This window comes from Desulfamplus magnetovallimortis, from assembly GCF_900170035.1.
In the GTDB taxonomy this organism is placed as follows: Bacteria; Desulfobacterota; Desulfobacteria; order Desulfobacterales; family Desulfobacteraceae; genus Desulfamplus; species Desulfamplus magnetovallimortis.
In genome coordinates, this window is record NZ_LT828540.1 from 871,428 (window position 1) to 897,388 (window position 25,961).

At 40.1% G+C, this 25,961-nt stretch carries 19 protein-coding genes and 1 pseudogene; 13 read left to right on the top strand and 7 right to left on the bottom strand.

The genetic code is table 11. From position 1 onward, the window contains the following. Positions 1-359 precede the first annotated feature (359 nt). The 5 genes from resB to efp form a co-directional block, all read right to left on the bottom strand. Positions 360-1,943 (bottom strand): cytochrome c biogenesis protein ResB, encoded by a 1,584-nt coding sequence (gene resB, locus MTBBW1_RS03395; protein ID WP_094078549.1) that lies wholly within the window; start codon positions 1,941-1,943, stop codon positions 360-362. A gap of 477 nt (positions 1,944-2,420) precedes the next feature. After that, positions 2,421-5,093 (bottom strand): response regulator, encoded by a 2,673-nt coding sequence (locus MTBBW1_RS03400; protein WP_080799142.1) that lies wholly within the window; start codon positions 5,091-5,093, stop codon positions 2,421-2,423. Between the two features lie 49 nt (positions 5,094-5,142). After that, a complete protein-coding gene (locus MTBBW1_RS03405) occupies positions 5,143-6,162 on the bottom strand; it encodes a substrate-binding periplasmic protein (RefSeq protein WP_080799145.1) in 1,020 nt (339 codons plus the stop codon). A gap of 36 nt (positions 6,163-6,198) precedes the next feature. Beyond that, the gene (locus MTBBW1_RS03410) at positions 6,199-8,316 is read right to left on the bottom strand and encodes a response regulator (protein ID WP_080799147.1); all 2,118 of its coding nucleotides are present in this window, start codon (positions 8,314-8,316) and stop codon (positions 6,199-6,201) included. A gap of 114 nt (positions 8,317-8,430) precedes the next feature. Further along, on the bottom strand, positions 8,431-8,994 hold the full coding sequence (efp, locus tag MTBBW1_RS03415) for an elongation factor P (RefSeq protein ID WP_080799151.1): 564 nt from the start codon (positions 8,992-8,994) through the stop codon (positions 8,431-8,433). A gap of 418 nt (positions 8,995-9,412) precedes the next feature. Here efp and guaA point away from each other — a divergent pair, with 418 nt between their 5' ends. From guaA to MTBBW1_RS03440, 5 genes are all read left to right on the top strand, one after another. Further along, on the top strand, positions 9,413-10,942 hold the full coding sequence (gene guaA, locus MTBBW1_RS03420; RefSeq protein ID WP_080799154.1) for a glutamine-hydrolyzing GMP synthase: 1,530 nt from the start codon (positions 9,413-9,415) through the stop codon (positions 10,940-10,942). Between the two features lie 184 nt (positions 10,943-11,126). Beyond that, positions 11,127-12,116: a hypothetical protein gene (locus tag MTBBW1_RS03425; protein ID WP_080799156.1), complete on the top strand. Its 990-nt coding sequence runs from the start codon at positions 11,127-11,129 to the stop codon at positions 12,114-12,116. Positions 12,117-12,282: 166 nt separating this feature from the next. Further along, the gene (locus tag MTBBW1_RS28130; protein ID WP_186441063.1) at positions 12,283-12,444 is read left to right on the top strand and encodes a hypothetical protein; all 162 of its coding nucleotides are present in this window, start codon (positions 12,283-12,285) and stop codon (positions 12,442-12,444) included. Between the two features lie 309 nt (positions 12,445-12,753). Next, entirely contained in the window at positions 12,754-12,939 is a 186-nt protein-coding gene (locus tag MTBBW1_RS03435; protein ID WP_080799163.1) for a hypothetical protein, read from the top strand. A gap of 407 nt (positions 12,940-13,346) precedes the next feature. Then, entirely contained in the window at positions 13,347-14,294 is a 948-nt protein-coding gene (locus MTBBW1_RS03440) for a GSU2086 family protein (RefSeq protein ID WP_080799166.1), read from the top strand. Between the two features lie 136 nt (positions 14,295-14,430). Here the strand turns inward: MTBBW1_RS03440 and lpdA are convergent, their stop codons facing one another. Beyond that, a complete protein-coding gene (gene lpdA, locus MTBBW1_RS03445; protein WP_080799169.1) occupies positions 14,431-15,885 on the bottom strand; it encodes a dihydrolipoyl dehydrogenase in 1,455 nt (484 codons plus the stop codon). A 420-nt stretch (positions 15,886-16,305) separates the two neighbouring features. Between lpdA and MTBBW1_RS03450 the strand changes: the two genes are divergently transcribed. From MTBBW1_RS03450 to MTBBW1_RS03480, 7 genes and pseudogenes are all read left to right on the top strand, one after another. Continuing rightward, positions 16,306-16,749, top strand: coding sequence for an Lrp/AsnC family transcriptional regulator (locus tag MTBBW1_RS03450; RefSeq protein ID WP_080799172.1), 444 nt, complete (start codon positions 16,306-16,308; stop codon positions 16,747-16,749). 242 nt (positions 16,750-16,991) lie between these two features. Then, the gene (locus tag MTBBW1_RS03455) at positions 16,992-18,320 is read left to right on the top strand and encodes an aminomethyl transferase family protein (RefSeq protein ID WP_080799720.1); all 1,329 of its coding nucleotides are present in this window, start codon (positions 16,992-16,994) and stop codon (positions 18,318-18,320) included. 70 nt (positions 18,321-18,390) lie between these two features. Continuing rightward, positions 18,391-18,789, top strand: coding sequence for a glycine cleavage system protein GcvH (gcvH, locus tag MTBBW1_RS03460; protein WP_080799174.1), 399 nt, complete (start codon positions 18,391-18,393; stop codon positions 18,787-18,789). A gap of 44 nt (positions 18,790-18,833) precedes the next feature. Beyond that, positions 18,834-20,155: pseudogene (gene gcvPA / locus MTBBW1_RS03465) on the top strand (aminomethyl-transferring glycine dehydrogenase subunit GcvPA). Further along, positions 20,155-21,702: an aminomethyl-transferring glycine dehydrogenase subunit GcvPB gene (gcvPB, locus tag MTBBW1_RS03470; protein ID WP_425430002.1), complete on the top strand. Its 1,548-nt coding sequence runs from the start codon at positions 20,155-20,157 to the stop codon at positions 21,700-21,702. Before gcvPA ends, gcvPB begins: the two are co-directional and overlap by 1 nt. 155 nt (positions 21,703-21,857) lie before the next feature. Next, positions 21,858-22,616 (top strand): lipoyl(octanoyl) transferase LipB, encoded by a 759-nt coding sequence (gene lipB / locus MTBBW1_RS03475; protein WP_080799177.1) that lies wholly within the window; start codon positions 21,858-21,860, stop codon positions 22,614-22,616. Continuing rightward, positions 22,613-23,578: a lipoyl synthase gene (locus MTBBW1_RS03480; RefSeq protein WP_080799180.1), complete on the top strand. Its 966-nt coding sequence runs from the start codon at positions 22,613-22,615 to the stop codon at positions 23,576-23,578. Before lipB ends, MTBBW1_RS03480 begins: the two co-directional genes overlap by 4 nt. A gap of 130 nt (positions 23,579-23,708) precedes the next feature. Here the strand turns inward: MTBBW1_RS03480 and MTBBW1_RS03485 are convergent, their stop codons facing one another. Then, positions 23,709-24,671, bottom strand: a complete 963-nt coding sequence (locus MTBBW1_RS03485; RefSeq protein ID WP_080799182.1) for an amidohydrolase family protein — start codon at positions 24,669-24,671, stop codon at positions 23,709-23,711. Between the two features lie 430 nt (positions 24,672-25,101). Here MTBBW1_RS03485 and MTBBW1_RS03490 point away from each other — a divergent pair, with 430 nt between their 5' ends. After that, complete coding sequence (locus MTBBW1_RS03490; protein ID WP_080799186.1) at positions 25,102-25,959, top strand: protein phosphatase 2C domain-containing protein; 858 nt, start codon at positions 25,102-25,104, stop codon at positions 25,957-25,959. Positions 25,960-25,961 lie beyond the last annotated feature (2 nt).

A 25,961-nucleotide genomic window follows, 5' to 3' on the forward strand; every position in this document is an offset into this window, starting at 1 on the left:
AAAGTCTCTATAACATACTGATATAAAACGATTTTAATGTTTCGTTGTGATGCGTCAGCAAACATGGGGGTTTTATATGAAAGTCCCCGCAAATGGCTGTTTTTATATAGACTTTCAACACTTCGATTGTGACGGTGAACCGCCATGTTGGTTATAAGAAAGTCCCCATCTTTTAAGCTTCTTGAGGACTTTAATTCTTCGTTGTGGCAGATGGGTCTGTCATGGCCGTTATATAAAAGTATCTTAAACTCTCGGCTAATTGTTAATGCATTTCAAAGGTTTAAGGCGTTTTTTACGCGACAATCAAACCTATATAAAAACAATAGTATATTTGGAATCAAAAAAACTATTTATGGGAATCATCTCTGCATATTCTGGAGTTTTGCAGCCAATTTCATTATTCTAAGTTTCATTCCCTGACTGTTCCTGTTGGATGTGCCAGAGATGTCTATTTTGCAAGCATCTTTGCCATTGGTTTTAATTTCAACACACAATTGCTGATGGGACATAAAAAATGTGATCCAGCAACCGATTATCATGAAAATAAATCCAATATAGACACACCATACACCAGGATCTCTGGTTACTTGAAGGCCAGTATAATATTTTTTTTCATAATCTTCGATCTCAAAGGCAAAGTGTCCCCTTCTCATTTTATCAAATGTTGGAAATTTTACTGGAATATATATCTCAACCTCATGAAAATGGGGAGTGATCTTTTTTTCAGCAGTAAACTCCTCAGTGCCAGAGTCAACTTTTTCGCCATCAGCAGAACTTTGACCATCAGCAGAACTTTGACCATCAGCAGAACTTTGACCAACAGAAGTAGTCTCCTGGGCAGTAGAAGCATTTGTGTCCGCTTTGGTGGCACTATTTTCAAGTTTTTTATTTATTTCATTATGATCAGATGTGTCACTATAAACAAGGGTACCCACAAACCCTTCCCCAAGGTTGTGCCCTCTGAAATTATATCCATGAACAAAGCCATTCAGTGTAAATTTACCTCCGGACTCCGGCAGGTCGATGGTTTGCCCAAAGTCCATTTTAAATGAATAACCCATACCGCTTTCATTGCTTGTAAGCCTTAAAACAACATTTTTTGCAGAATCAGTACCATAGCTTGATTGATAAAAACTCAATCCTTTATAGCGCAGGGGAGCATTGACAATTACATCTTTTGTAAGTGTCTCAACTCCATCCTCAATTATGGATATGTTGGATTTAAACTCTTCAGGCTGACCTGTATCATAAAATGAAACATTAAAGGAGTTACATCTCATTTCAAAGCCAAAAGCAACTTTAGTATCACTTCCTCTCAGTGTTGCAGAGTCAACAGTTACCCCTTCAGGAATTGCCACAAAGGCCTTATAGCCCCACAAAGCTCCCATAAGAGCTCCTGCCAGCATGAAAAGGATGCTCAGATGAACAACATAGACTCCAAGTCGTGTCCATCTTCCGGTTTCGGCAAAGATGACAACACCATTCTCCCCCTTTTCTGTTACGGTCTGACCGAATTTTTTATTTATAAAATCGACATAAAGTGATTGAAGAGATGAGACATTATCTTTTATATCAAATTTTTCACGATGTTTTAGGCGAATGAACCTTTCATGGTTAAAAACGATTTTTTCAGGAAAAATTATTTTCCATGTTGTGTTTAGTTTATCAATTGAGCAGACAACAATATTTACTGCCAGAAGAATTATAAGAAGAAGAAACCACCATGCACTATACATGTCAAAAATATCAAGGGTTTTGAAAAGATTAAAAAACACCTCGCCATATTTCTGAATATAAAAAGCCTCTGAAGAGTTCTGAGGAATAAGAGTTCCAATGACAGAAGTTGATGCAAGCAGCAAAAGAACAACAACTGTCAGTTTTACTGAAGTAAAAAATTTCCAGACAGGATTTCCGTGTCCGGTTTTTGATTTATCTTTAGCCATTAATATCTTCCATATTAAAAAAGTTTGAATAACATACATGGCGTATGATCGCCACAATCTCAAAAATCAAAATTTTGAAAACCAGTATATTGCATTGTTAAGACAAAAATAAATAATCCGCTCTTCAGTTGAAAAAAAAGCTAACAATCTGAAATTACAGATAGCTGAATGAAACACTCTCTAAAAAAACAAGAGAATAGCATGGAGTTAAATTGGCTTTTATATCAAATCCTGCGTTATAGGGCAAAATTTTTTAATTAAAGTATATACTCACTATTTTTCTATATGAGTCAGGTTTGATGCCCCTGTAAAAAGCCAGAGTCGCCAAAATCACTATTAATGATTTCAACATGTTACAGCCTGAAAAATGCTGAAATCGGACTTTTTACGAGTTTATCAGGTTTAAGGCTGATTACTAAGTCAATAGCATTTGTGGCGGGAATATACAAATGAGCAAGAAATTTTAAAACCAATTTTTCAGGAGAAAACAGACTCAATTGCCTCAACAAGTTTTTGTTGCATAAAGGGTTTTACGAGAAAGACATTGATGTTATTTTTCTCAATACACTCATCATCTTCTACAGTAAAGCCGGAACATAATATAACCGGAATTTCCGGCTTGATTTTCCTTACCCCTGAAGCAAGTTCAAGGCCGGTCATGCCGGGCATGGTGAGATCAGTTATAATAAGATCAAAGTCATCTGGATTTTTTTCAAAAAGAGCCATTACCTTAAGTGGATCTGATTCTCCGGTAACATGGTAGCCCAAAGGCTGAAGTAGCAGTACCCCAATCTCGACAAGATCAGGTTCGTCATCCACAAAAATGATCCTGATTTTAGAGTTATTCTCAGCCCGAACAACTGAATCCTTTTCAACCGGAACAATTAAACTCTTTTCAACCGAATCAACTGAACCCTTTTCCACAGAAACAACTGAATTCTTTTCCACAGAAACAACTGAACTCTTTTCCACAGAAACAACCGAACTCTTTTCCACAGAAACAACTGAACTCTTTTCCACAGAAACAACTGAGTCCTTTTCAATAGGAACAATTGAATTCTTTTTAACCGAATCAACAAGACTCTTTTTAGAAGAAAAAGCTGTTTTGTCATCCGCCGGAGCAAATGAACTCTCTTCTGCTGGAACAAAGGGAAGAAATTGTTTTAGTATGGAAATAAAATCAGCCATTCTGACGGGTTTGGGAAGGTATGCATCGCAAAGATTTCGTATGATTTTTTCATCTTCCTTCATGGCCGATGCAGTCACTGCAATGACAGGGATCTTTCCAAGTTCAGGATTATTTTTCAATATTTCCGATGCCTTGTAGCCATCCATAACCGGCATTTTCATATCCATTAGAATAAGATCCGTATGAAACTGTTGGCACATCTCAACTGCCTGCTGTCCATTTTCAGCCTCCAGCAGGACAAGGTTGGAATAATCCTTGAGAAAACCCTTTAAAAGCTCCCTGTTATAGTCGATATCATCTACAATTAAAATAGTGGCAGGTTCAAAATTGACATTTTTCATATCAATTACAGAGCCAGGATTCAAATCATCATCATTGGGATTTATCAAGGGAGATTCCACATCTTTGAGAAAAACTGTAAAAGTGCTTCCCTCCCCCACATTGCTTTTAACAGAAATACTACCGTTCATAAGCTCCACAAGCCGCCTTGTAATAGCAAGCCCTAAACCTGTGCCACCATGTTCAAAAGTCTTTTGTCCCTTTAACTGTGTAAAAGTTTCAAAAACAGAGTCAATTTCTTCAGGGGGTATCCCCATACCGCTGTCTTCAACAGAAAAAGAGATGTCAAAAGCAGAGTGGAAGGCACCCTGAAGTTTTTCAAGGTGTTTATGACACTCCATGGAGAGCAGAATATAGCCTTGAGATGTAAATTTCAGGGCATTACCAACAAGGTTTATAATTATCTGGCGAATCCTGACTCCGTCAAGCAGCAGTGCTTCAGGCACTTCTGGAGAAATATCTGTAATAAATTCAATTCCTTTTTTGTTAATCTTCTCTGCAAAAAGGATTTCAATTTCATTGAACATTTTTTCAGGAATAAGTGCTGAATATTCCAGGCTCAATTTTCCTGCCTCTATTCTGGAGAGATCAAGAATATCATTGATAAGACTTAAAAGAACCTTACTGTTGGATTCAATGGCATTGAAATATTGAATTTTTTGATTATCAGTTTCAGATGCAGAAAGAATTTCTGTAAATCCCAGAATAGCATTCATGGGGGTTCTTATTTCGTGGGACATGTTGGCAAGAAAACTGCTTTTTAACTTGTTGGCAGCCTCTGCTGCATCCTTGGCATCCCTTAACTCAAGGGCCTGCTTTTCGAGCATAATGGTTCGTTGTACAACTTTTTCTTCAAGATCATCTCTATTCCTTATCAGAGTTTCATTTGCCTTTTTGAGATTCTGTCGCATATAGTTAACAGCATCTGTAACCATAATAAGCTCATTGCGGATGCCCTTTTTAGGTGATAGTCTTGATCTTTTCACAGAAGGCAAAATTTTTTTTCTGTTTAAAACAAGAGGTTCATCAAGGTTGTTGACATGGAGATTTCGTACATAATCTGCCATTGTGTGCAGATGACGGGTAATAAGCTGCCATACAATAAAAAGGATAAATATGGATACTGAAAAAGTCTTGAATGCCTGGGTGACAAGAATAAGGACTATACGCTCGTTAAGCCTTGTATGAATATATCGTAAATCTCCGTAGATGGTTAAAATGCCAAGCTTTTTGGGGTCAAACTGTTTAAGGGGATCTTTAAACACGATGGGAAAATCAAAGGAGATGCGCATGGTTTCAGGTGGTTTATCACCAACCATAAAGGTTTTATCAATTGTGATTGCCTCAAGACAAGCTATCTCAGGCAGTTGCAGAATACCGTTAAGTTGGGCATAAACATGATCCTGGTTCATATTCCAGATACTCAGTGAAAGGCTGCTTATATAGCTCTCCTTTACCTGAATAATTCTGGTTTCTATCAGTTTCAAGTCCTTGCGGTATTCAACCCACAACTGCACAACAGATGCAAGAAGTGTAAAAAATGAGCTGAAAAGAAGAATATAAAAAAGAAGTTGTCGTGCCAGGCTGGAATTATTATTTAATTTGCATGTTTTTTTTGGCATTGAAAAGAATACCTAAGTTACCTAATTAGGCATATTGTGAAAAATGGCATTAATTGAGACAGCATGCCGTCTTTCCATAGTATTTTTCATTCAGCATTCTGTAATGTTCTGTCTCCTTGAATGATTTCAGGGTATCTGAAAAGAGTTCAACAAACTCGGGGTTGACTGTTTGTTTACTGAAAATAAGATACAGGTCACTCTCATGAATCAATTTTGAAAGAATGGGTTCAATTTTATCTGTCAATCCCATTTTTTGCATCAGAAGCATACCATTTGCATAATCTGCAACTGCATAATCTATGCGATCCGCCATCAATTTCCTAAAATTAAGATCATCACTTTCAACTTCCTGATAATTTCCGTGACTTTTTAGAAAATTCCAGAATTTTTCAGGATATGCAAAGGATCTTACAATGCCTACCTGACTTTGCGCAAGGTCTTCATATGTGTCAAAAGCAAGGGTATTTCGATTCTTTTTTTTAATAAACAGGAAATATTTCAACTTTGTTATCGGGGTCTCCGGAAAAAAGCAGTGTTCAGCTCTCTCGTCAGAGTAGAGTGCGCAAAAAAGGGCGTCGCTGTCTCCCTTAAAGACAAGATCCACAGCTCTTGCCCAAGGATATTGTGTTATTTTGATCTGAACCCCCATCTTCTGAAACACCTGACGTACAACTTCAGTACACATTCCAGGCTCATTTTCATTAAAAATATCTTCATGGGGAGGCCATCTGTCAGTTGCTATTCTGAAAACTCTGGCCATTTTATCAGATAAATTACTATTAAAAAGGACTCTTTCCTGGGAACTGATTTCTGAAAAAGATATTATTGTAAAGAGAAAAATCCCTGAAACAATTTTCAGGATCAAGATAAAAAATTTTACCGTGGAAATAGCGCATCTTTCATTTGCCAGTTTAGATTTTCCTGAACACAATGCCGGTTTTTCTGGTGGCCTGTTCCGGAAAGTGTAAAGAACTTTCTGCATGGTATGAAGGATGCCGGAAATAGATATATTGCTTCCATGTTCGGGGGTAGCGGAAAATCCGTTATGTCCGTTTACCGTTTTAATCATGATTGCCCCGCAAAAAGTTCAAGAAAGCCTTTTGGGTTATGAGTTGTTCATGTTAGAATTTGCCATATTTTCGTTAATAACCCATTTTTTTACAGATTGGAAAACAAGCTCCCTTTTTAAAGGCTTGGTAAGAAAATCATCCATGCCGACATCAAGACACTTCTCCTCAAACTCCTTCATGGCATTGGCTGTCAGCGCAACAATGGGGATTCTTTTATCTGTTGTTTCAATTGCTCTTATCCTTCTTGTGGCTTCAAGGCCATCCATTTCAGGCATGTTGATATCCATGAAGATCAAATCAAGTTCATCTTTTTGCTCTACATAAGTGGCAACCGCATCAACGCCGTTGCCGGCAATTGTGACATTGTACCCTGCTTTTGAAAGCATAATTTTTGCCATTTTCTGGTTAACCATATTATCTTCAACAAGAAGTATATTAACCGATCTTTTCATACTTTCTGCAAGTGAATGGGAAGTCAGGATTTTCTGGGTTTCATTTTCACTTAAGTCATCTCCGGAACTTTTATCCATTGGATCCAGCCCCAGAAGGGCAGATATCATATGAAACAATTTTTTCCTCTGTACCGGTTTTGAAAGAAAGCCATTATAACCGGCACGGCTGCACCTGTCAGCGCCTCCTGGATCAGGTGATATGCAGACCAGAAGAGGAATTTTTGCAACTGCACCTGGCAATTTTCTGAATTTTTCCCCAAACTCAAGATGATAATTATTCTTCAAGGTTGCATCCACTATACCAATATGGAAAGGTTCTGGTAATTCACAGAATTCATCAAAGGAGATAGTGTCATTATGGAAAATTTTAAGTTTCATCCCCGCAAGTGTCAGCTCATGATATATTATATCTTTAAGCGGGCTGTTTTCAGAGATACAGAGGAACGCATTCTTCCCATAAAGGGAGACCGGTCTTAAACGTTTTTCAGATTTGACATCATGCTTGTCAACGCGGCATGTAAAGTTAAACACACTGCCTTTGCCTGCTTCACTTTCAGCCCAAACCCGACCATTCATTTTTTCCGCAATTTTACGACATATAGCAAGTCCGAGACCAGTACCTCCGAATTTTCTGGTTGTGGTTTCATCAGATTGTTGAAAAGGCTCAAAAATATCTGCAAGTTTCTCCCCGGGAATACCAATGCCCGTATCCTTTACACGGGCATGGAGCTGAACATACAAATCATCCTCGTTTTCAACGTCAAGGGAAAGCTCAATCATTCCGGAAGATGTAAATTTAGCAGCATTACCAAGCAGATTCAGAAGAACCTGCCTGAAACGATAGGGATCTCCAAGAACAAAACCTGGGACACTATCGGAAATTTTGCATGCCATCTCCACCCGGGCCTCATTAACCTTGCTTCTAACAACTTCAAGAGCTTCAAAACATAAAACTTCAGGATCAAATTCAATTTTTTCAATGCTGAGCTGCCCTGCTTCCACTTTTGAAAAATCAAGAATATCGTTGACAACAGAAAGCAAAACCTCACAGCTTATCTTGGCATTCTGGACATACTCTTTCTGCTCATGAGTTAAGGCTGTATCATAAAAAATATCAATATAGCCGAGAATACCATTGAGGGGTGTTCTGATTTCATGGCTCATGTTTGCAAGAAAGTCAGTCTTGGCACGGGATGCTGCTTTTGCCTCTTCAGCCAGAGCTTTAGCCTCTTCTGCAAGTTTTTCAGCCTTTTCAATTGCCAGATTAAGCTCTGTATTGGTCTTTTTGAGATTCAGCAGAGTTCTTTTTTCACGTTCAATGCGCTCTATTCTTGCCACGGCAGAATTAATACCAAAGGGCTTGGTCATGTAGTCCGAAGCCCCGGCATCAATTATATCGACATATGAATACTCTCCGGAAAATCCTGTCATAATGATGAAGTCAAGTTCAGGATACTCAAGCTTCACTTTTTTCATGAGTTCAATGCCATCCATTACCGGCATTGAAATATCTGAAATTACAAGGTCAAAGGAGCCTTGACATATCATTTCATATGCAGCAGCAGCATCCTCTGCTTCACTGCATGTAAAGCCTATAACTTCAAATGATTTTGTCAGTATGGAACGAAGTCCCTTATCATCATCCACAACAAGAATTTTGCGTATAAGTGAATTTTCGGATATTTTTCGCTTCTGTGTCATTTGATTATATTTTCACATTTTTCAGAACAGCCCAATTATTTTCAATGGTCTTGTAAATTAAAAGCAGCTTACTCCCTAACCTGGAATTAAACCTTAAAAACTTAAAAAAGAACACTAAGCGCTGACCCGCTCTACATACGCCTTTGTCCTGGTATCAATCTTAACATATTCCCCCTCTTCCACAAAAGGGGGTACCTGAATTTCAAAACCTGTTTCAAGGGTAGCAGGTTTTGTGCTGCCTGTTGCAGTGTCTCCTTTTGCCCAGGGATCTGACTTGATAATCTTAAGATTAATAAAGTTGGGCAGAGTCAATCCGATTGCCCTTCCATTGAACATCAGCACTGTACAGACAGTGTTCTCTTTCAGAAGGTCAATGGCATCTCCGACCTGCTCCTTTGAAAGAAAATCCTGTTCATAGTTGGAAGTATTCATAAAACAGTAACTTTCGCCTTCTGCATATAGGTATTCAACCTCCTGTTCCTCAAGGGCAGCCTCTTCAAACTTGTCACCGGAACGAAATGTTCTTTCAAATTGTGCTCCGGAAATCATGTTTCTGAGCTTACATTTATAAAGAGCCTGCCCCTTTCCCGGCTTTTTAAACTGGAAATCAACAATAATATATGGATCTCCGTCAATCTGGAATTTTAACCCTTTTTTCAAGTCGCTTGCATCGTACATATATTCTTTCTCCTGATTTGATTATTGCAATCTATAACTGCTTAATTCGCCTAATTTTTAATAAAGTATTGAATTTATTGACACCAGAAAAACAGTTGATAAAAATCAGGTGTCAACTTTTATTATCTATAAAGCATATTCGGGCAAGATTGGCAATAGAGATAAAAACAACTTGATTTTTTAGCTGAAGTATAAGAGAAATATAGCGTTTAAAAAGTCAATATACCATTAATATTTTTTGGGATAATTAAGTTTTTTTAAAGACTGACTGGCTACCCGCCTAAGCCGGGGCACACTTTAAAATCAATGGCATTGACTGCCTTCAGCAAGGATAGGATTTGTCCCGCTTTAGACGTGTAGCCGACTGATTCAACCATGCAGAAAACAGTTATCCCTCTCTTTTCAGGATATTTATCAAATGATACTTATAATAGATTTTGGTTCCCAGTTTAATCAACTTATTGCAAGACGTGTGCGTGAAAATGAGGTTTACTGCCAGATTGAACCTGCAGGATTCCCACTGGAAAAAATTGCTGCTCTTAAGCCGGAAGGTATTATTCTGTCAGGGGGGCCGTCCAGCATCTACGAAGAGAACAGCCCTAAAATAGATCCCGGAATATTTGAGCTTGGCACCCCTGTTCTTGGAATATGTTATGGTATGCATCTTATGATCCATGCCCTTGGAGGCAAAATTTCAAGAGCCCCAAAAAGAGAGTATGGCTTTGCAACCCTGGAAATCAGACAAAATGAGCCGATTTTCAAAGATATGGATTCAAGGATACAGTGTTGGATGAGTCACGGAGATTCAACAGACATTCTGCCATCCGGTTTTACAGTTACTGCATCAACACAAAACACTGAATTTGCTGCAATAGCCAACTTTGATAAAAAATTTTATGCCCTTCAATTTCATCCGGAAGTTGAGCATACTGTAAGGGGCACAGAAATGATCCGCAATTTCCTCTTTGACGTGTGCGGGTGTCAGAAAAGCTGGAACATGGGTTCATTTGCAGCAGGCGCAATTGACCAGATCCAGCAAAGTGTAAAGGATAAAAAAGTTGTAATGGGTCTTTCAGGAGGTGTTGACTCATCTGTGGCAGCCCTTCTGATTCACAAGGCAATCGGCAAGAATCTGCACTGCATTTTTGTTGATAACGGTCTTTTGAGAAAAAATGAAAAAGAGAACCTTGAGCAGAGTCTTACCGCAAATCTGGATATGAATATTTTATTTGTGGATGAGCGCCGCCGCTTTCTTGATGCATTAAAGGATGTCACAGATCCTGAAAAAAAGAGAAAAATCATAGGAAAACTTTTTATTGATGTGTTTGAAGCAGAAGCTGCTAAAATAAAGGATGCTGAATTTCTTGGACAGGGAACACTATACCCTGATATTATTGAGTCAAAATCAGCATTTGGCGGCCCCACATCTATTATAAAGTCACACCATAACGTAGGTGGGCTCCCTGAAAAGATGAACCTGAAACTTATTGAACCGCTTCAGCTTCTTTTCAAGGATGAAGTCCGAGCACTTGGACTTGAACTTGGATTGAACGAAGATCTTGTCTGGCGCCAGCCATTTCCAGGACCTGGACTTGCAATACGAATAATGGGTGCTGTATCAGAAGAGCGCCTTTCCATTCTTAAGGAAGCTGATTCCATTCTTCTTGAAGAGATCAGGGGTGCAGGGTTGTACCGTGAACTTTGGCAATCCTTTGCGGTTCTTTTGCCTGTGAAAAGCGTCGGGGTTATGGGTGATAAACGCACCTATGACAGTTGCATAGCAATAAGGGCTGTTACCAGCAAAGATGCAATGACTGCTGACTGGGCACGTCTTCCCCATGAACTCCTGGCAAAAATATCCAGCCGCATCATTAATGAAGTTGATGGTGTAAACAGAGTTGTTTTTGACATCACATCAAAACCACCCGGAACAATTGAATGGGAATGATGTTTTTCAACAATGAAACGAGTCGGCCATCCCCAATTATTAAAAAGGGGGGCTTTTCACTGTAAACATTACTTTACACTTTCTGGTTTTTAGATGCCCATAACAATTTTTTTTGGGTATGTTGTTACGGCAAGTGTAAGAGGTCAAATGAAGAATGCCCAATTAACTAAACGGGACTCCTCTTATGGACAACTTTTCAATATCCAATACAAATGATGGCAGCGATGCTGCAGCAGCACTGTACAAAGAAGAGCTCAATGATCTTAAAATTGAGAAGTTGGGCAACCGTCTGACACTTATCTCTGTTCTTCTGCCATGTCTTATCGGTGCAATTCTTTTTTATGGTTACCTTGATATAAAGGGTCGTGTTTCTACAATGAGTGACACAGGCCAGACACAGGTGGACAGTGTTGCCAAAGACTTTGAAGCCAAAATAAATGCCATTGAAGTTGAACTTGCAAAGATAAAATTTTCAATTGATAAAGACATTCCTGATCTTAAATCCAAAACAGAACAGATACGTCAGGAGCTTGACGAGATATCCACACTCGCAGCCGCAGACAGGGAAAAAAATGAGAATTCTTTTCAACAGTTTGAAAGCCAGATGGAAGCACTTTCAAAAAGAGTAGATACTATTTCCGGACAGCATAAGACCGCACTTAATATTTTGGACAGAACAAGTAAGGAGACCCTTGATATAGTCAATGAGAACAGCAAAAACCTTGAAAAACGCATGGAATCAAAGATTGATTTAAAAGTGGATGAAGCTTTTGATGAAAAGATGAGTCACACAGCAGGAGGCATTGAATCAAAGCTCTCTGAAGTTGAGCAGGCTGTGGAGTCAAAGCTTGCATCTCTTCAGGAGGCAACCACTATCGTTGCACAGAACGGAAAAACCATCTCAGAAATAGAAAAAAAACTTACTGCTATTGACAATGACATAAAGCAGATAAAAAACATCCAGCAAAAATTAAATACTGAAGTTTCCAAGGATACCACAGATAAACAGTATGTGGACTCCAAGTTTGGCAATGTCAAGGATACTCTCAACAGAAAAGTGGATCAACTTGAATTGAAAATATCCAAAAAAATGTTGGCACTGGAGGTTATGATACAATCCTTAAAGCAGAGCGACAAACCTGGCACAATATCTGAGTCAAATTTAAAAGAATGATTCTGTTCAACACTGCGGGTATTTTTTGTAAGCGCTTGTTTTTATTAAGTCAACAATTTTTAACTTGAAAATCAGGCATGTTCCATTTTTCGGTTTACACTTTCCTGAACCAAAGTCCCATTTTCTGGAAGCTCGCCCAAAAAGTGTAAAGGACTTTTAAGGGGATATGAAGGATTCTGAAAATTACAGGTTCAATAAAAACAATAGGTTCTCTTTCAATGATATACTGATATTAAAAAAATTCCTCAATATTGTTTTTGCCATTGCCGAATTTTTGGGAAACAGGTTGAAATATGAGCAAAAATACGATATAGATGTAAATATTTGATCAAACATTTAGGTACAATCAACATCTTCACTGCCTACTGCTTTGTCAAAGCAAAAAAAATGATGAACTTGTAAAAAGCCGATAACGAAGCATGAAATCCTCAAGGACCTTAAAATGTAGGGATTTTATTTTATATGAAAGTCTCAGTAAGTGGCTGTTTTAAAACAACTTTCATCTCTTCAATTGTGGCGGGAATCTGCCATGTACGTAACAAAAAAAGTAAAAGTCTGTAAATAAAGCATCCACTGAACTTTTTTGCTGATCTGTCTTGATTGCCTCTTGAGAATATACAGCCCAAAAGGAATACAAATGTCAAAGCAATATCCTGAATGCCCCCTTTATAACCATTCTACATGTAAAGAACTTCATAACCCAAGACTGTGTGCCATTGTCCGTGACGACAAAAAATGTTTTAAAAAGCGTCAAAAACCTAAATCAAACGGCAGTGATAATACAGAAAGCAGCAACGATTCATCAGATAACGATAATGACTGAATCAAATCCCCCCATGATTGCCAAGTGATCACAACGAAGTTTGAAAGCCTTTTAGAAAAAAAGCTGTTACTGAGACTTTCCAACAGAAAAAAATAGGATCATTTTTACGGTAAAACCTCATGGCCAAATAAGATTTCGGCCACCCCCGATCATGAAAACAGAATGTGTTTTCACGGTAAACGGGCATGATTGATTACGTATCAATCACCCCCAAATATAAAAATGATAGTCATTTTCACGGTAAACGGCCATGGCTGTCATCAAGCTACCCCCGAATATGGAAATTTGTATCTATTTCCACGGTAAACAGGCATGATTGATTACGTATCAATGACCCCCAAATATAAAAATGATAGTCATTTTCACGGTAAAAAGAGCAGTTCTGTAGATTCAGGAAAAATGTATTGATGAAATACCATGATGAAATTGACCTGACCGCAATAAATACCTATTCAGCCAGGAAAAGAACCTCTGTTGTATCCACCTCCCTTGAAGCATCGCCATCCCGTAAGGGTATATCCATGGCATCCTTTCTGGAAAGCCTTCCTTCACTTCTAAAAGCAGAAGATTTAAAAAATATTGCCCGTGCCATTGTATCAGCAAAACAAAGTGACAAACCCGTTATCGTCATGCTTGGAGGACATGTAATCAAGACAGGCTGTTCACCAATTCTGTCAGATCTTGCCCGCAATGGCTTTATTACCCACTTTGCATCCAATGGTTCTGCTGCCATTCATGATACAGAACTTGCACGCTTTGGACATACATCCGAAGATGTTTCAGCACAACTTGAAGATGGTTCTTTTGGTATGGCATCAGATACAGCAGCCCTTGTCAATGGCGCAGCAGTGGAAGCATATCGTACAAAAAAAGGGTTTGGACAGACCATGGGGGCAATGCTCAAAAGGGAGAATCCTCCGCATGCAGGCAGAGCCCTTCTTGTCACAACCTTTGAACTTGGATTACCTTACACCCTTCACATTGCCATTGGAACAGACATTGTTCACCAGCATCCGGATGCAGATGGAGCTGCCATTGGAGAGGCCTCCCTTCGGGATTTCCGGATTTTTGCAGCTTCAGTTGCAAAACTTGGAGATGGCGGGGTGGTTTTGAATCTGGGCAGCGCCGTTATCATGCCGGAGGTATTTTTAAAGGCTGTATCTGTTGCCAGAAACCTTGGTCACGATGTACGAAACTTTACCACTGCCAACTTTGACATGATACAGCATTACAGACCAGGTATCAATGTTGTTACCCGCCCTGTCATGTCAGGTGGAAAAGGCTACTCCATAACAGGCCATCATGAGATCATGATTCCATTGCTTGCCGCTGCTGTATATGAGATGGCCGGATGAAAATGTTTATATGAAAGTCTCGGTAACAGCCTGTTTTTAAAACGACTTTCATCTCTTCGATTGTGGCGGTAATCCGCCATGTACGTTATTTGATGAAAACTTTCATGCTTGGTTGTAACAGATGATTCCTCTTGATCTAACCGTGAATAGCCATTCCCGCCCCTTTAAGTGCAGCTTCAGACATTATCTCAGCAAGTGTTGGATGGGCATGTATGGTATGAGCAAGATCAGATACCGTCAACCCCGCTTTAACAGCAAGGGTACCTTCTGCAATGAGATCTGTTGCATGGGGACCTGTGATATGCACACCCAGAACTTTTCCGGTCTTATTTTCTGCAACTATTTTCGCTTCACCCGCAATTTCTCCCATTGCCTGGGCCTTGCCAAGGGTTCTGAAGTTAACTGTGGTACATGTTACATCAATATTTTTTTCAACAGCTTCTGCCTCGGTAAGACCCACATTTCCTATTTCGGGCATTGTAAAAATCGCCCCTGGCACAGCACTGTAGTCCATCTTTTCACTTACGCCCATTGCATTTGAAGCTGCCACCATACCTTCATGTGAAGCCACATGGGCAAGCATGATGCGCTTTGGACCCAGAATATCTCCAATGGCATATACCCCATTCACAGATGTTTCCATCCTCTCATTTACGGGTATCCAACCTCTCTCGTCGGTTGCAAGGCCAATATTTTCAAGACCAAGTCCTGAAGTATTGGGAGAACGTCCGATACATACAGCCATTTTTTCACTCTCAAGCACCTGGGGTTTTATTTTTGATGCTTTTCCAGGTTCCACAAATGGAGAAACTTCAAGTGTGATCAGAAGGGTACCATCTTTTTTTTCAGCACTTTTAACAACCTGATCTGTGATAAATTTAATCTTACGCTTTTTCATCTCACGCTGAAGAACCCTTGAACAGCTTTCATCCACAGATGGCAGCGGAAGAAGCCTTGACATTGCCTCCACAACAGTTACTTTTACCCCCATTGCCGAAAGTATGCATGCAAATTCACATCCGATTACACCACCTCCGACAATAACAATGGACTCTGGAAGCTTTTTCAGGCTTAAAAGGTTGTTGCTGGAAAGTATTGCATCTCCATCAAATGAAAATGCCGGAATATCAAGGGGTTCAGTTCCTGTTGCAATGATAAGGCTATCAAATGCGATATCCTTTTCATTGCCATCGGTGTCAATGGTTACAATGCCTTCTTTTTTTATATATGCCCTACCCTTTTCATACGATATTTTGCCATTTTGAAGCAGAGAGAGAATTCCCTTTCTCTGGGTTTCAAGAATCTTCTCTTTTCTGGCCATGATTGCATTGATATCAGGACTAAATACTACTCCACCTCTGCCACCACTCTGGTCTTTTATTTCAATGCCAAAGGATTCAGCTTCAAGAAGCCGAAGATAAGTATCAGCAGATGTTTTCATAATTTTTGATGGAATGCATCCCCAGTTAAGGCAAGTACCGCCAGGATTCTCTTTTTCTATTACTGTAACTTCACCCCCCATTGCAGAAGCTCTTAACGCTGCAACATATCCCCCAGGCCCTGCACCAATTACCACAACCTTGTTTTTCATCACTTTTTCTCCTTAAAAAAAAATTTGATTTAAAAAATTTTTGGATTAGGTTAATTTTTTTTAAAAATTTTACTTGATTCATTAATTTTTTATGATAGAATTAACACATACATAGTTTTATATAAAAAATCAATTTGTTTTTAAACAGTTTTCGATTATCTTTATGGCAAAAAATGAAAAGATCAATTTTTTTTTATAAAAAAAAGCATCTGCAACTATCTTATGCTTGATTTTTTTATCGGAAAAACCACTTTCAGATATCCCATGCTTGATGAAAAACCAAATTATGACAGCCTGTTTTTGATGATTTCACAACTTATTTACTTTTTATTTGACAACTTTAAGGTAATCAACTAATTGTGAAACATTGATTTCCTGAATTGCGGTTGCCCCAAATTTTATCAAAAAAATAGGATTATTATGAAAATTGATGATGTAAATATTGAAATTATCAAAGAACTGAAGGATGGCAGAAAATCCTTTAAAAAAATTGCAGACAAATTAAATATTACAGAAAACACTGTAAGAACAAGAGTCAATAAACTCATGGAAGAGAAGGTTCTTGATATCTGTGGCCTTTTTGATCCTTCCTCCCTTCCAGGCCATACAACAGTTGTTATTGGTATTAAACTTTCCGAAATGAATCTTGTGGAAAAGGGTGCAGAGATATCCAAACTTCGTGGTGTAATCTCTACAAGTGTTGTTACAGGCCGTTTTGATCTTCTTATACTTGTTCTTTTCAAGGAAGGTTTTGGATTGCTTGAGTTCTACACAGACGAAATGTCAAAGGTGGAAGGGGTAAGTGCTGTGGAAACATTTGTAGTTTATAAAGCTTACAACCTTATGGTTCCCTATATTCTTTAAATAGAACCTCAATGGCGGATGGCCGCCTTGCCAACGAATAATCAAAAACAGACCTTTTGAACTTAGCGCCCTTCGGACGGGCTTTTCCATAACCACTTGCTTTTGCAGGAGACAAAATGGAAATTCCTATACTATGAACTTAACGCCCTTTGGGCGGGCTTTTCCATAATCACTTGCTTTTGCAGGAGACAAAATGGAAATTCCTATACTATTAAATTATGAACAAAACAGGAAATCATCTAATGGAAACAAAAACACTTAAAACTACCCCTCTGAACAGTTGGCACAGAAATAATGGTGCAAATATGGCTGACTTTGGAGGCTTTGATATGCCTTTGTGGTACGAGTCAGGTGTAAAAAACGAACATATCGGAGTCATTGAGTCAGCAGGTATTTTTGATACAAGCCATATGGCATGTGTAATGGTTGCAGGTAAAGATGCTCTCTCTCTTCTTCAATTGTGTCACACCAGGGATCTTGCCAATTTAAAGGATGGTCGCTGTGTTTACGGTGTTATCCTTAATGAAAAGGGTCATGTCATAGATGATGCCATTGTCTATCGTTTCACATCCCGACACTACATGGTATGCGTTAATGCAGGTATGGGAAAAGATGTAGCCCTCCATCTACATGCCAACAAAAAGACCTTGGATGCAACCGTTGATGATCTGTCTGAAAAACTTGCAAAAATGGATATTCAAGGGAAAAATTCTGCAAAAATTCTCTCATTGATAATAGAAAATCCTGATTCTGTTTTTGAAAAAATGCCCTATTTCTCTTTCAAAGGTTTTTTTAATAACAAGCCCCCCTTTTCTTCCGACGACACTTCATATTCATCGGTTGTAAACCTTAAAAACGGAACCCCTGTGCTGCTCTCCCGCTCCGGTTATACAGGTGAATTCGGCTTTGAACTTTTTGTTGAGCCTGACAAAATTGTTGATCTTTGGGAAACAATACTTAAAGCAGGAGCAAAATACAATCTGATTCCATGCGGCCTTGGTGCAAGGGACTCGCTCAGAGCCGGAGCAGTACTCCCTCTTTCCCATCAGGATGTTGGAAGCTGGAAATTCATCAATAACCCCTGGATGTTTGCACTCCCTTTGAAACCTGACAATCCAGTTGGGGAAAACTGCACTGTCGTAAAGGAAAAAGCCACTCTTGTACAGGAAAATTTCACAAAGGATTTTATTGGCAGAGATGCACTTTTATCAAAAGAAGATTTAACTTTTACCCTTCCTTTTGCTGGTGAAACCTTAAGAAAAGTTTCTGCCGGCAAAGATACCAGAGTCATTGATGCCAATGGAAATGATATTGGCCATGTTCTTACATGCGCAACTGACATGGCCATTGGATGGCATAATGACAAAATTTATAGCATAGCATCTTCTGATAAACCTGAAGGGTTCAAGGCAAAGGGAATAAGCTGCGGCTTTATCATGGTTGATCGAAAAATCGAAGCTGGCGAAAAAGTGACTCTTCAGGAGAAAAAAAGAAAAATAATGGTTACAGTTATGAGCGATATTCGCCCTGACAGAACTGCAAGGAACAAAATATCAACTTTTTTACCATAATGCACTATCACACATGGCGGACGACCGCCACAATCTCATATTAAAAACACCAAAAAGGAGATAACAAAAAATGAAAGAGATCAGTGAATTGAATTTGCCGGAAGAGTTGAAATATTCCAAGGATCACGAGTGGTCAAAAGTTGAAGGAGACATTGTAACAGTGGGCATTGATGACTATGCCCAGGATCAGCTTGGCGAGGTTGTTTTTGTGGAGGTTCCCGAAGTTGGTGATACATTCAGCAAGGGTGATGAGTTCGGCACAGTGGAGTCAGTCAAAGCAGTATCAGAGATATACATTCCTGTATCAGGTGAAATAGTTGAAGTTAACGGCAACCTTGAAGATGCTCCTGAGCTTGTTAACAACTCTCCCTATGAAGAGGGATGGATCATCAAGGTAAAGGCAGATGATCTTTCTGAACTTGACAACCTTATGGATAAAGCAGCGTACCTTGAGATGCTGAAAGGATGATTCACATGCGTTATCTCCCACATACTGACCAGGATATCCAGGATATGCTTGAGAAAATCGGCATAGCCTCAATGGATGACCTGTTCCCGACCATCCCTGAAGATTTCAGGGTAAAAAGAGAAATGTGCCTTCCCCAACCAAAGACAGAATGGGAACTGAATGCACACATGGAGGAGCTTGCATCAAAAAATACTGCATCTCCTTGTGCAAAAATATTTATCGGAGCCGGCAGCTATGCCCATCACATTCCTGCCATCATTCCCTATCTTATATCCCGTTCTGAATTTACAACAGCCTACACTCCATATCAGCCGGAAATAAGCCAGGGTACATTGCAGGGAATTTATGAATTCCAGACAATGATAACAGAACTTCTGGGAACTGAAGTTGCAACTGCATCCCACTATGACTGCGGAACAGCTTTGACAGAAGCACTTTTGATTGCACTTCGCAAAAAGAAAAAATTAACAAGGTGGCAGTCTCTTCTCTTGTTCATCCACATCACAGGGAAATCATAAAAACCTATCTTGGCCCTGCCGGATATGAAATGGTTGAAATACCTTACAAGGCAGATGGCACAACAGACCTTTCAGCCCTTGATTCCATGGAAGATGTTGCAGCAGTTGCTGTTCAATCCCCAAATTTTTTTGGATGCATTGAAGACCTTGGAGCTGTAAAAGCTGCTGCTGATGCCAAAAACGCTTTTTTTATTACATCCTTCACAGAGGCCATTGCATATGGACTTCTTAAAAAACCTGGCTTATACGGTGCTGACATTGTTGCAGGAGAGGGGCAAAGCCTTGGCATATCACAGTCATTCGGAGGCCCGGGACTTGGTATTCTAACAAGCAGCAAAAAATATGTAAGGGATCTTCCAGGAAGGCTTGTAGGACGTGCAAAGGATAAAAATGGTGAAGATGGTTTTGTTCTGACTCTCTCAACACGGGAGCAGCACATCAAAAGGGAAAAGGCAAGCTCCAACATCTGCTCCAACAACGGCCTTAATGCCATGACCGCAGGCATGTACATGGCTACTGTTGGCAAAAAAGGCATACGTACCATTGCACAGCTCAACCATGACAAAGCTGTATATCTGAAAAATCAGCTTGAAGCAGCAGGTTTTGAAGTTCCTTTTTCAAGGCCCTTTTTCAATGAATTTGTGGTAAAAGTACCCTCTTCTGACAGTGAAGGTGGCTCTGGTGCAAAAACCTTTGCAGAAAAAAGAGAAGCCCTTAAAGCAAAGGGTACAGTTGCAGGGCTTTGCCTTGAAAAATATTATCCTGAGCTTAAAGATCACTATCTTTTCTGTGCAACGGAAGTATTCTCAAAAGAGGATATTGATGCCCTTGCAATGGAGGTGAAATAATGGAAAAAACAACTGATATTGCATCTTCCGGTCTATCTTCATCTACAAATGGACAGGTTTGTGCATCTGGCAGTGCATCTTCAAGCTGCACAATGGCCGGCACAGCAAGAAGCGGTCTTATTTTTCAGGAAGCTTTTTTGTGGGAAAAGAGCCGTGAAGGCCGTTGTGCCATCTCTCTTCCCAAACAGGATGTGGAAACCTCTCTTCTGGATCCCGAGCTTACAGGTGATGCTCCTGAGCTGCCCCAGTTAAGCGAGCTTGATGTTGTCCGCCACTATACACGCCTCTCTCAATGGAACTTTGGCGTGGACTCAGGTATGTATCCCCTTGGCTCCTGCACCATGAAATACAATCCAAAAACCAACGAGGTACAGGCAGCCCGCCCTGGCTTTACAGGCGCACATCCCCTTGCAGACGAAGATCTTTCCCAGGGATGCCTTGAGCTTATTTACAATCTTGAGCAGTATCTGGCAGAGATAACAGGCATGGATGCCGTTACCCTTCAGCCAGCAGCAGGTGCCCATGGAGAGCTTGCAGGAATGCTTGCAATTCACGCTTATCATGCCAAAAAGGGTCATCAGCGCTCAAAGATAATAATTCCGGATACAGCCCACGGCACCAACCCTGCAAGTGCAACCCTGTGCGGCTACAAATCTGTGAACATACAATCCGGACCTGATGGAATCCTGACTCCGGAAGCTGTGGAAGCTGTCATGGATGAAGAGACAGCAGGTATTATGATCACCAATCCCAACACCCTTGGCCTTTTTGAGGAAAATATCAAACAAATTGCTGAAATAGTTCATAAAAAGGGTGGTCTGGTATATGGTGACGGGGCTAACATGAACGCTGTTATGGGAATATTCAAGCCTGGTGAAATCGGCATTGATGTTATCCACCTCAATCTGCACAAGACTTTCAGCACCCCCCACGGCGGAGGTGGTCCTGGCTCAGGACCCATTGCTGTGGTAAAAGAGCTTGAACCATTCCTTCCTGTTCCAAGGGTGGAAAAAAAGGATGATAAATTTATTCTTGTGGATGACAGGCCAGATGCCATGGGCAGAATGCTTACCTTTCACGGCCATTTCGGTATCATGATCAGGGCATACGCCTACATACTCTCCCTTGGAAGCAAGGGGTTGACAGATGTCAGCAAACTTGCAGTACTCAACGCCAATTATATAAAGGCTTCTCTTAAAGAGGATCTGCATCTGCCATATGACAGGCCATGTATGCACGAATGTGTCTTTACTGACAAATTTCAGTCTGACTATGGTGTCACCACCCTGGATATGGCCAAACGTATCATGGATTATGGATTTCATCCGCCAACGGTCTATTTTCCTCTTGTTGTACATGGCGCCATCATGATTGAGCCAACCGAGTCTGAGTCAAAAGAGACCATTGATCAATTTATCCATGCATTAAAAGCTGTTGTGACAGAGGCAAAAGAGAATCCTGATATTCTGAAATCAGCTCCCCATCTATCCAAGCTCTCAAGGCTGGATGAGGTATCTGCTGCAAGAAAGCCTGTACTGAGGGGGTAATTTTTACTCAGCCATTTGCCAGGTAAACGGTCATGGCCGGCATTCAGCCACCCCCGACCATGAAAATTGTATCCATTTCCACGGTAAAAAAAGACAAAAGATCCTGGGCGAGAAGAGACAAAAATCTTCTGCCCAGGTAACAAGAAAGATATGCAATGTATCATAATGAAATTGAATTCATTGATCTGGGAATGATTGACTATATCGAGGCATTTAATCTTCAGAAGCAGTATGCTGCTGAAAGAGCCTCCGATATACTTGATCATGACAGGATTCTGATGCTGGAGCATCTGCCAGTATTTACCCTTGGAAAAAGGGGTGGCAGGGAAAATCTTGTTGTGACAGAAGATTTTCTACAATCCCGCAATATTCCAATTGTCCAGACAGAAAGAGGCGGAAACATTACATATCATGCCCCCGGGCAGCTTGTATTCTATCCTGTTATACACCTTGAAAAAAGGCAGACAGGAGTATCTGATTTTGTCAATATGCTTGAGGAGATAATGATCAGGACTGCTTCTGATTTTGGAGTCACTGCCATGCGCAACTCTGCCAACCATGGCATCTGGGTTGGAAGTTCCAAAATCGGCAGTATCGGGCTTTCCGTTAAACGGGGTGTCTGTTTTCATGGTATTGCTCTTAATGTCAATCTGGATCTTACCCCTTTTACATGGATTAACCCATGTGGATTGACAGGTGTTCAAATGACCTCGTTGGAGAATGAGAGAATCAGGCAAACCCAAGACAACAACACCAATAGAGATAGATTCAGGAAAGATAGATTCAGGAAAAAAACTGAAAACAGAGTTAATACTGAAAACAGAGTTAATAAAGAACTGCCTGACATTTCCATACTGGCAGTAAAATCAAAAATGAGATATCATTTTAAAACAATAGTGGAAAATAACAAATGACCACAAACAGAAACTGCAATCCTGGACCCAGAAAACCCTCGTGGCTGAAAAGAAGTCTTCCAACAGGCCATGACTATGAAAGTGTTAGAAAACTTTTAAAACAGTCAAATCTCAACACTGTGTGTCAGGAAGCAAAGTGTCCCAACATGTGGGAGTGTTTTTCACGTCACACATCAACCTTCATGATAATGGGTTCCCAGTGTACCAGAAACTGCCGGTTCTGTAATGTAAAAACAGGAACTCCCCTGCCCCTGGATTCAGATGAACCTTTGCGGGTTGCAAAGGCATCTCTGTCACTTGGATTAAAGTATGTTGTGGTCACATCAGTTACAAGAGATGATCTTCAGGATGGAGGTGCTGCACATTTTGCAGCAACCATAAAGGAGATAAAAAAACTTTTGCCTGAGGGCACAAAGGTGGAAGTATTGATTCCAGATTTTCAAGGAGATAAAAAAGCTCTTGAAACTGTCATGATGGCAGGGCCTGATGTCCTGAACCACAACATTGAAACAGTGCCTTCCCTTTATGCAACTGTACGCCCGGAAGCAGAATATGAAAGATCCCTTGAACTTTTAAAAAGAGCTTCTTCCATTACCACTTCCAAAGTGGCAGAAAAACAGTCGGCTACAAACAAGTCCAAAAGTAGCCAGCACGTAAAAAGCGACCAACCCCGCCCACATGCTATTCCTGTTAAATCAGGGATTATGGTGGGGCTTGGAGAGACAAGGGAAGAACTTGAGCAGACCATAAAAGATCTCTTTTTTCATGGATGCACAATATTAACAATCGGTCAGTATCTTCAGCCATCAAAAAAACATCTTGATGTTGCAAGGTTCTACACGCCGGAGGAGTTTGAAAGCTTGAAGATATTCTCGGAAAACATAGGTTTTGATTCAGTTGCTTCAGGCCCTTTTGTTAGAAGCTCCTATGAGGCCGACAAACTTTGCAGGGGTGGAAAGTAAGTATAAAGGTATAGAATTCCAGATAATTAAATTGATAATGGAAAAGTCTAACTATCTGTTATCCGGGTTAATTTTTTTGACAAAAAAATAAAATCTTTTTCTGGAAAGCTATATTGATTACTTGTCATGTTTAGGAATGAGTTTTTAAATAACGTGTCGATTTATACAGTGAATGAGGCTCTATTGAAAAAAAATCAATAGCATTCTCTCTCAATACCTGTGTTGATTCCATGGCAGAAATCCCTGAATCTGCAAGAATTTTAAGCTCCCTGTCCCAGGCATAAGGGATGTTGGGAAAATCCGAACCATACATAACTCTGTCCAGTCTGAAGCTTTTAATATCGGGCATTGCTTCAAGTGGCAGATAATCTGTAATTGCCATGGCAGTATCCATCCACAGGTTGTCATATTTTTCAAGCATTGTACGATATTCGTCAAATTGATCCATGCCAAGATGGGGCACGCAAAGCCTTAAACCTTGATAACTTCTGACAACCTCCTCTACCTTTTCAGCACCGCAAATTGAATATGGATCACAGGGATATGCAGGACTTCCGGGTTCCCTGCCGGCATGGATTACCATGGGCATGGATGCTTTTGAGCATATTGCGTACAGGATCTCCATCTCCCTTGAAACAAGTTCAAAACACTGTACATGCATATGGAGCTTAATACCCTTAAGTCCTTTTTTAAATGCCTGTTTAACAATATCTTCGGCTCCCTCCTCTCCAGGAAAAACAGTTGCCATTCCAGTCACCCTGCCCCTGAACTGTTCAACTTTTTTTACCATATAGTCATTAAGCCATCCTGCCATTCCAGGTTTATGTGCATATTGAAATGCCACAACATGATCAATACCCCTTGATAATAAAAAATCAATAATCCCTACAGAAGGAAGCTGATATCTTATGGGCCATCCATATTTGCTGAACCACTCCCAGACAGCCTGGTAAACCGGCTCCGGAAAGATGTGAACATGGGCATCTATAACAGGTGGTAGATTTAAAGGAACGCTTTTGCCTTCGGCATCAGTAACGGCAGGCAGTGGTGCCTTTACAGAAAGATATCCTCTTTTCGGTTTGTTCTGGTTCAAGTGCTACTCCTTTACCGTGAAAATGACTATCATTTTTATATTTGGGGGCGAATGATACGCAATCATGCCCGTTTAATGTGTAGTGTACTGTCAATACTAAATTTTAGGGTTATCTGCAACGTAGAGACAAGGCATGCCTTGTCTCTACAATTAACCGAACCCTAATTATTAGCTTTGAAAATGCAGTAGTATTTCTTCAGGTTGTTGTTGTCGGTTATTAATGTCACCTCAGCCCCCATCCCCATGACTGGAGAGGAGGAGTATAGACCACTTGGCAGTTAAACGTTCATGTAAGGTTTAAGAGTCAATAGTATTTAAACAGGCTCTAATACAATGAAAAAAACAGATTATTGAAATCTCCGATTCACATCAGTTTTTCTATTCCCATTATCATTTTGACATACTTTGTCTCATAATTATAATGAAATCCATGAACATCAAACATATAAATACAGTACTGGAAAAGGGTTCAGGGATTCTCAATGAAGATGCCATTCATGTGGACGGGGAACTTTTCGGTGTATTTGATGGTGCAACAAGCCTTGATAAATCGACCTTCAGGGATAATATAACCGGAGGGTATATCGCATCTTCAACAGCTTGCCGAACTTTTTCAATTAACGGCTGTTCCCTTGAAAAACTTGCCTACAAGGCCAATCTTGCCATCCGCAGGGAAATGCTCTCCTGCGGCATTAATATAGATCAGCGCGAAAAGCTCTGGAGCACAAGTGCTGCAGTGGCGCGAATAAAAACACCATGTGAAGAGGAGAGACAAAAAGACACAAACCCCATGCTTATGGAGTGGCTCCAGACAGGGGATGCCTTTATACTGCTAATACTTGAAGATGGTTCACACAGACTGCTTGGTAAAAATCATGACCATGATTATGAGACCCTTTCAATGTGGAAAAATATAACAGGAAGCCACAATGACATACTTATAAGTGATGCACTTGATCAGCAGATAAAAAAGGTAAGAATGGGTATGAATCGCACCTACGGAGTCCTAAATGGAGAAGATGCAGCAGAAAAATTTATCACTTCAGGAATGCAATCCCTTGAAGGTGTTGAGCATATTCTTATTTTCACGGACGGACTTGCAATTCCCTCTTCTGAACCTTCAAAGCACAAAAATTTTGACACACTCGTAAAAGAGTATCTATCCCGGGGGCTTGAAGGTCTTAAAAACCATATCCGGAAGATAGAGCGCCAGGATCCACAGTGCAGACAATATCCAAGATTCAAATGTCATGATGACATTGCAGCAGTTGCAATTGAACTATCGTAAAA

What these genes read in the sequence shown, in the direction of transcription:
- efp (WP_080799151.1), bottom strand. Translation starts at nt 8,994, where the DNA reads ATGTACGATGCAAGCGACTTGAAAAAAGGGTTAAAATTCCAGATTGAC.
- MTBBW1_RS03490 (WP_080799186.1), top strand. Translation starts at nt 25,102, where the DNA reads ATGAACATCAAACATATAAATACAGTACTGGAAAAGGGTTCAGGGATT.
- MTBBW1_RS03410 (WP_080799147.1), bottom strand. Translation starts at nt 8,316, where the DNA reads ATGACACAGAAGCGAAAAATATCCGAAAATTCACTTATACGCAAAATT.
- MTBBW1_RS28130 (WP_186441063.1), top strand. Translation starts at nt 12,283, where the DNA reads ATGAAGGATTCTGAAAATTACAGGTTCAATAAAAACAATAGGTTCTCT.
- resB (WP_094078549.1), bottom strand. Translation starts at nt 1,943, where the DNA reads ATGGCTAAAGATAAATCAAAAACCGGACACGGAAATCCTGTCTGGAAA.
- MTBBW1_RS03455 (WP_080799720.1), top strand. Translation starts at nt 16,992, where the DNA reads ATGGAAACAAAAACACTTAAAACTACCCCTCTGAACAGTTGGCACAGA.
- gcvH (WP_080799174.1), top strand. Translation starts at nt 18,391, where the DNA reads ATGAAAGAGATCAGTGAATTGAATTTGCCGGAAGAGTTGAAATATTCC.
- MTBBW1_RS03440 (WP_080799166.1), top strand. Translation starts at nt 13,347, where the DNA reads ATGAAATACCATGATGAAATTGACCTGACCGCAATAAATACCTATTCA.
- MTBBW1_RS03435 (WP_080799163.1), top strand. Translation starts at nt 12,754, where the DNA reads ATGTCAAAGCAATATCCTGAATGCCCCCTTTATAACCATTCTACATGT.
- guaA (WP_080799154.1), top strand. Translation starts at nt 9,413, where the DNA reads ATGATACTTATAATAGATTTTGGTTCCCAGTTTAATCAACTTATTGCA.
- gcvPB (WP_425430002.1), top strand. Translation starts at nt 20,155, where the DNA reads ATGGAAAAAACAACTGATATTGCATCTTCCGGTCTATCTTCATCTACA.
- MTBBW1_RS03400 (WP_080799142.1), bottom strand. Translation starts at nt 5,093, where the DNA reads ATGCCAAAAAAAACATGCAAATTAAATAATAATTCCAGCCTGGCACGA.
- MTBBW1_RS03480 (WP_080799180.1), top strand. Translation starts at nt 22,613, where the DNA reads ATGACCACAAACAGAAACTGCAATCCTGGACCCAGAAAACCCTCGTGG.
- MTBBW1_RS03405 (WP_080799145.1), bottom strand. Translation starts at nt 6,162, where the DNA reads ATGATTAAAACGGTAAACGGACATAACGGATTTTCCGCTACCCCCGAA.
- MTBBW1_RS03425 (WP_080799156.1), top strand. Translation starts at nt 11,127, where the DNA reads ATGGACAACTTTTCAATATCCAATACAAATGATGGCAGCGATGCTGCA.
- MTBBW1_RS03450 (WP_080799172.1), top strand. Translation starts at nt 16,306, where the DNA reads ATGAAAATTGATGATGTAAATATTGAAATTATCAAAGAACTGAAGGAT.
- lpdA (WP_080799169.1), bottom strand. Translation starts at nt 15,885, where the DNA reads ATGAAAAACAAGGTTGTGGTAATTGGTGCAGGGCCTGGGGGATATGTT.
- lipB (WP_080799177.1), top strand. Translation starts at nt 21,858, where the DNA reads ATGTATCATAATGAAATTGAATTCATTGATCTGGGAATGATTGACTAT.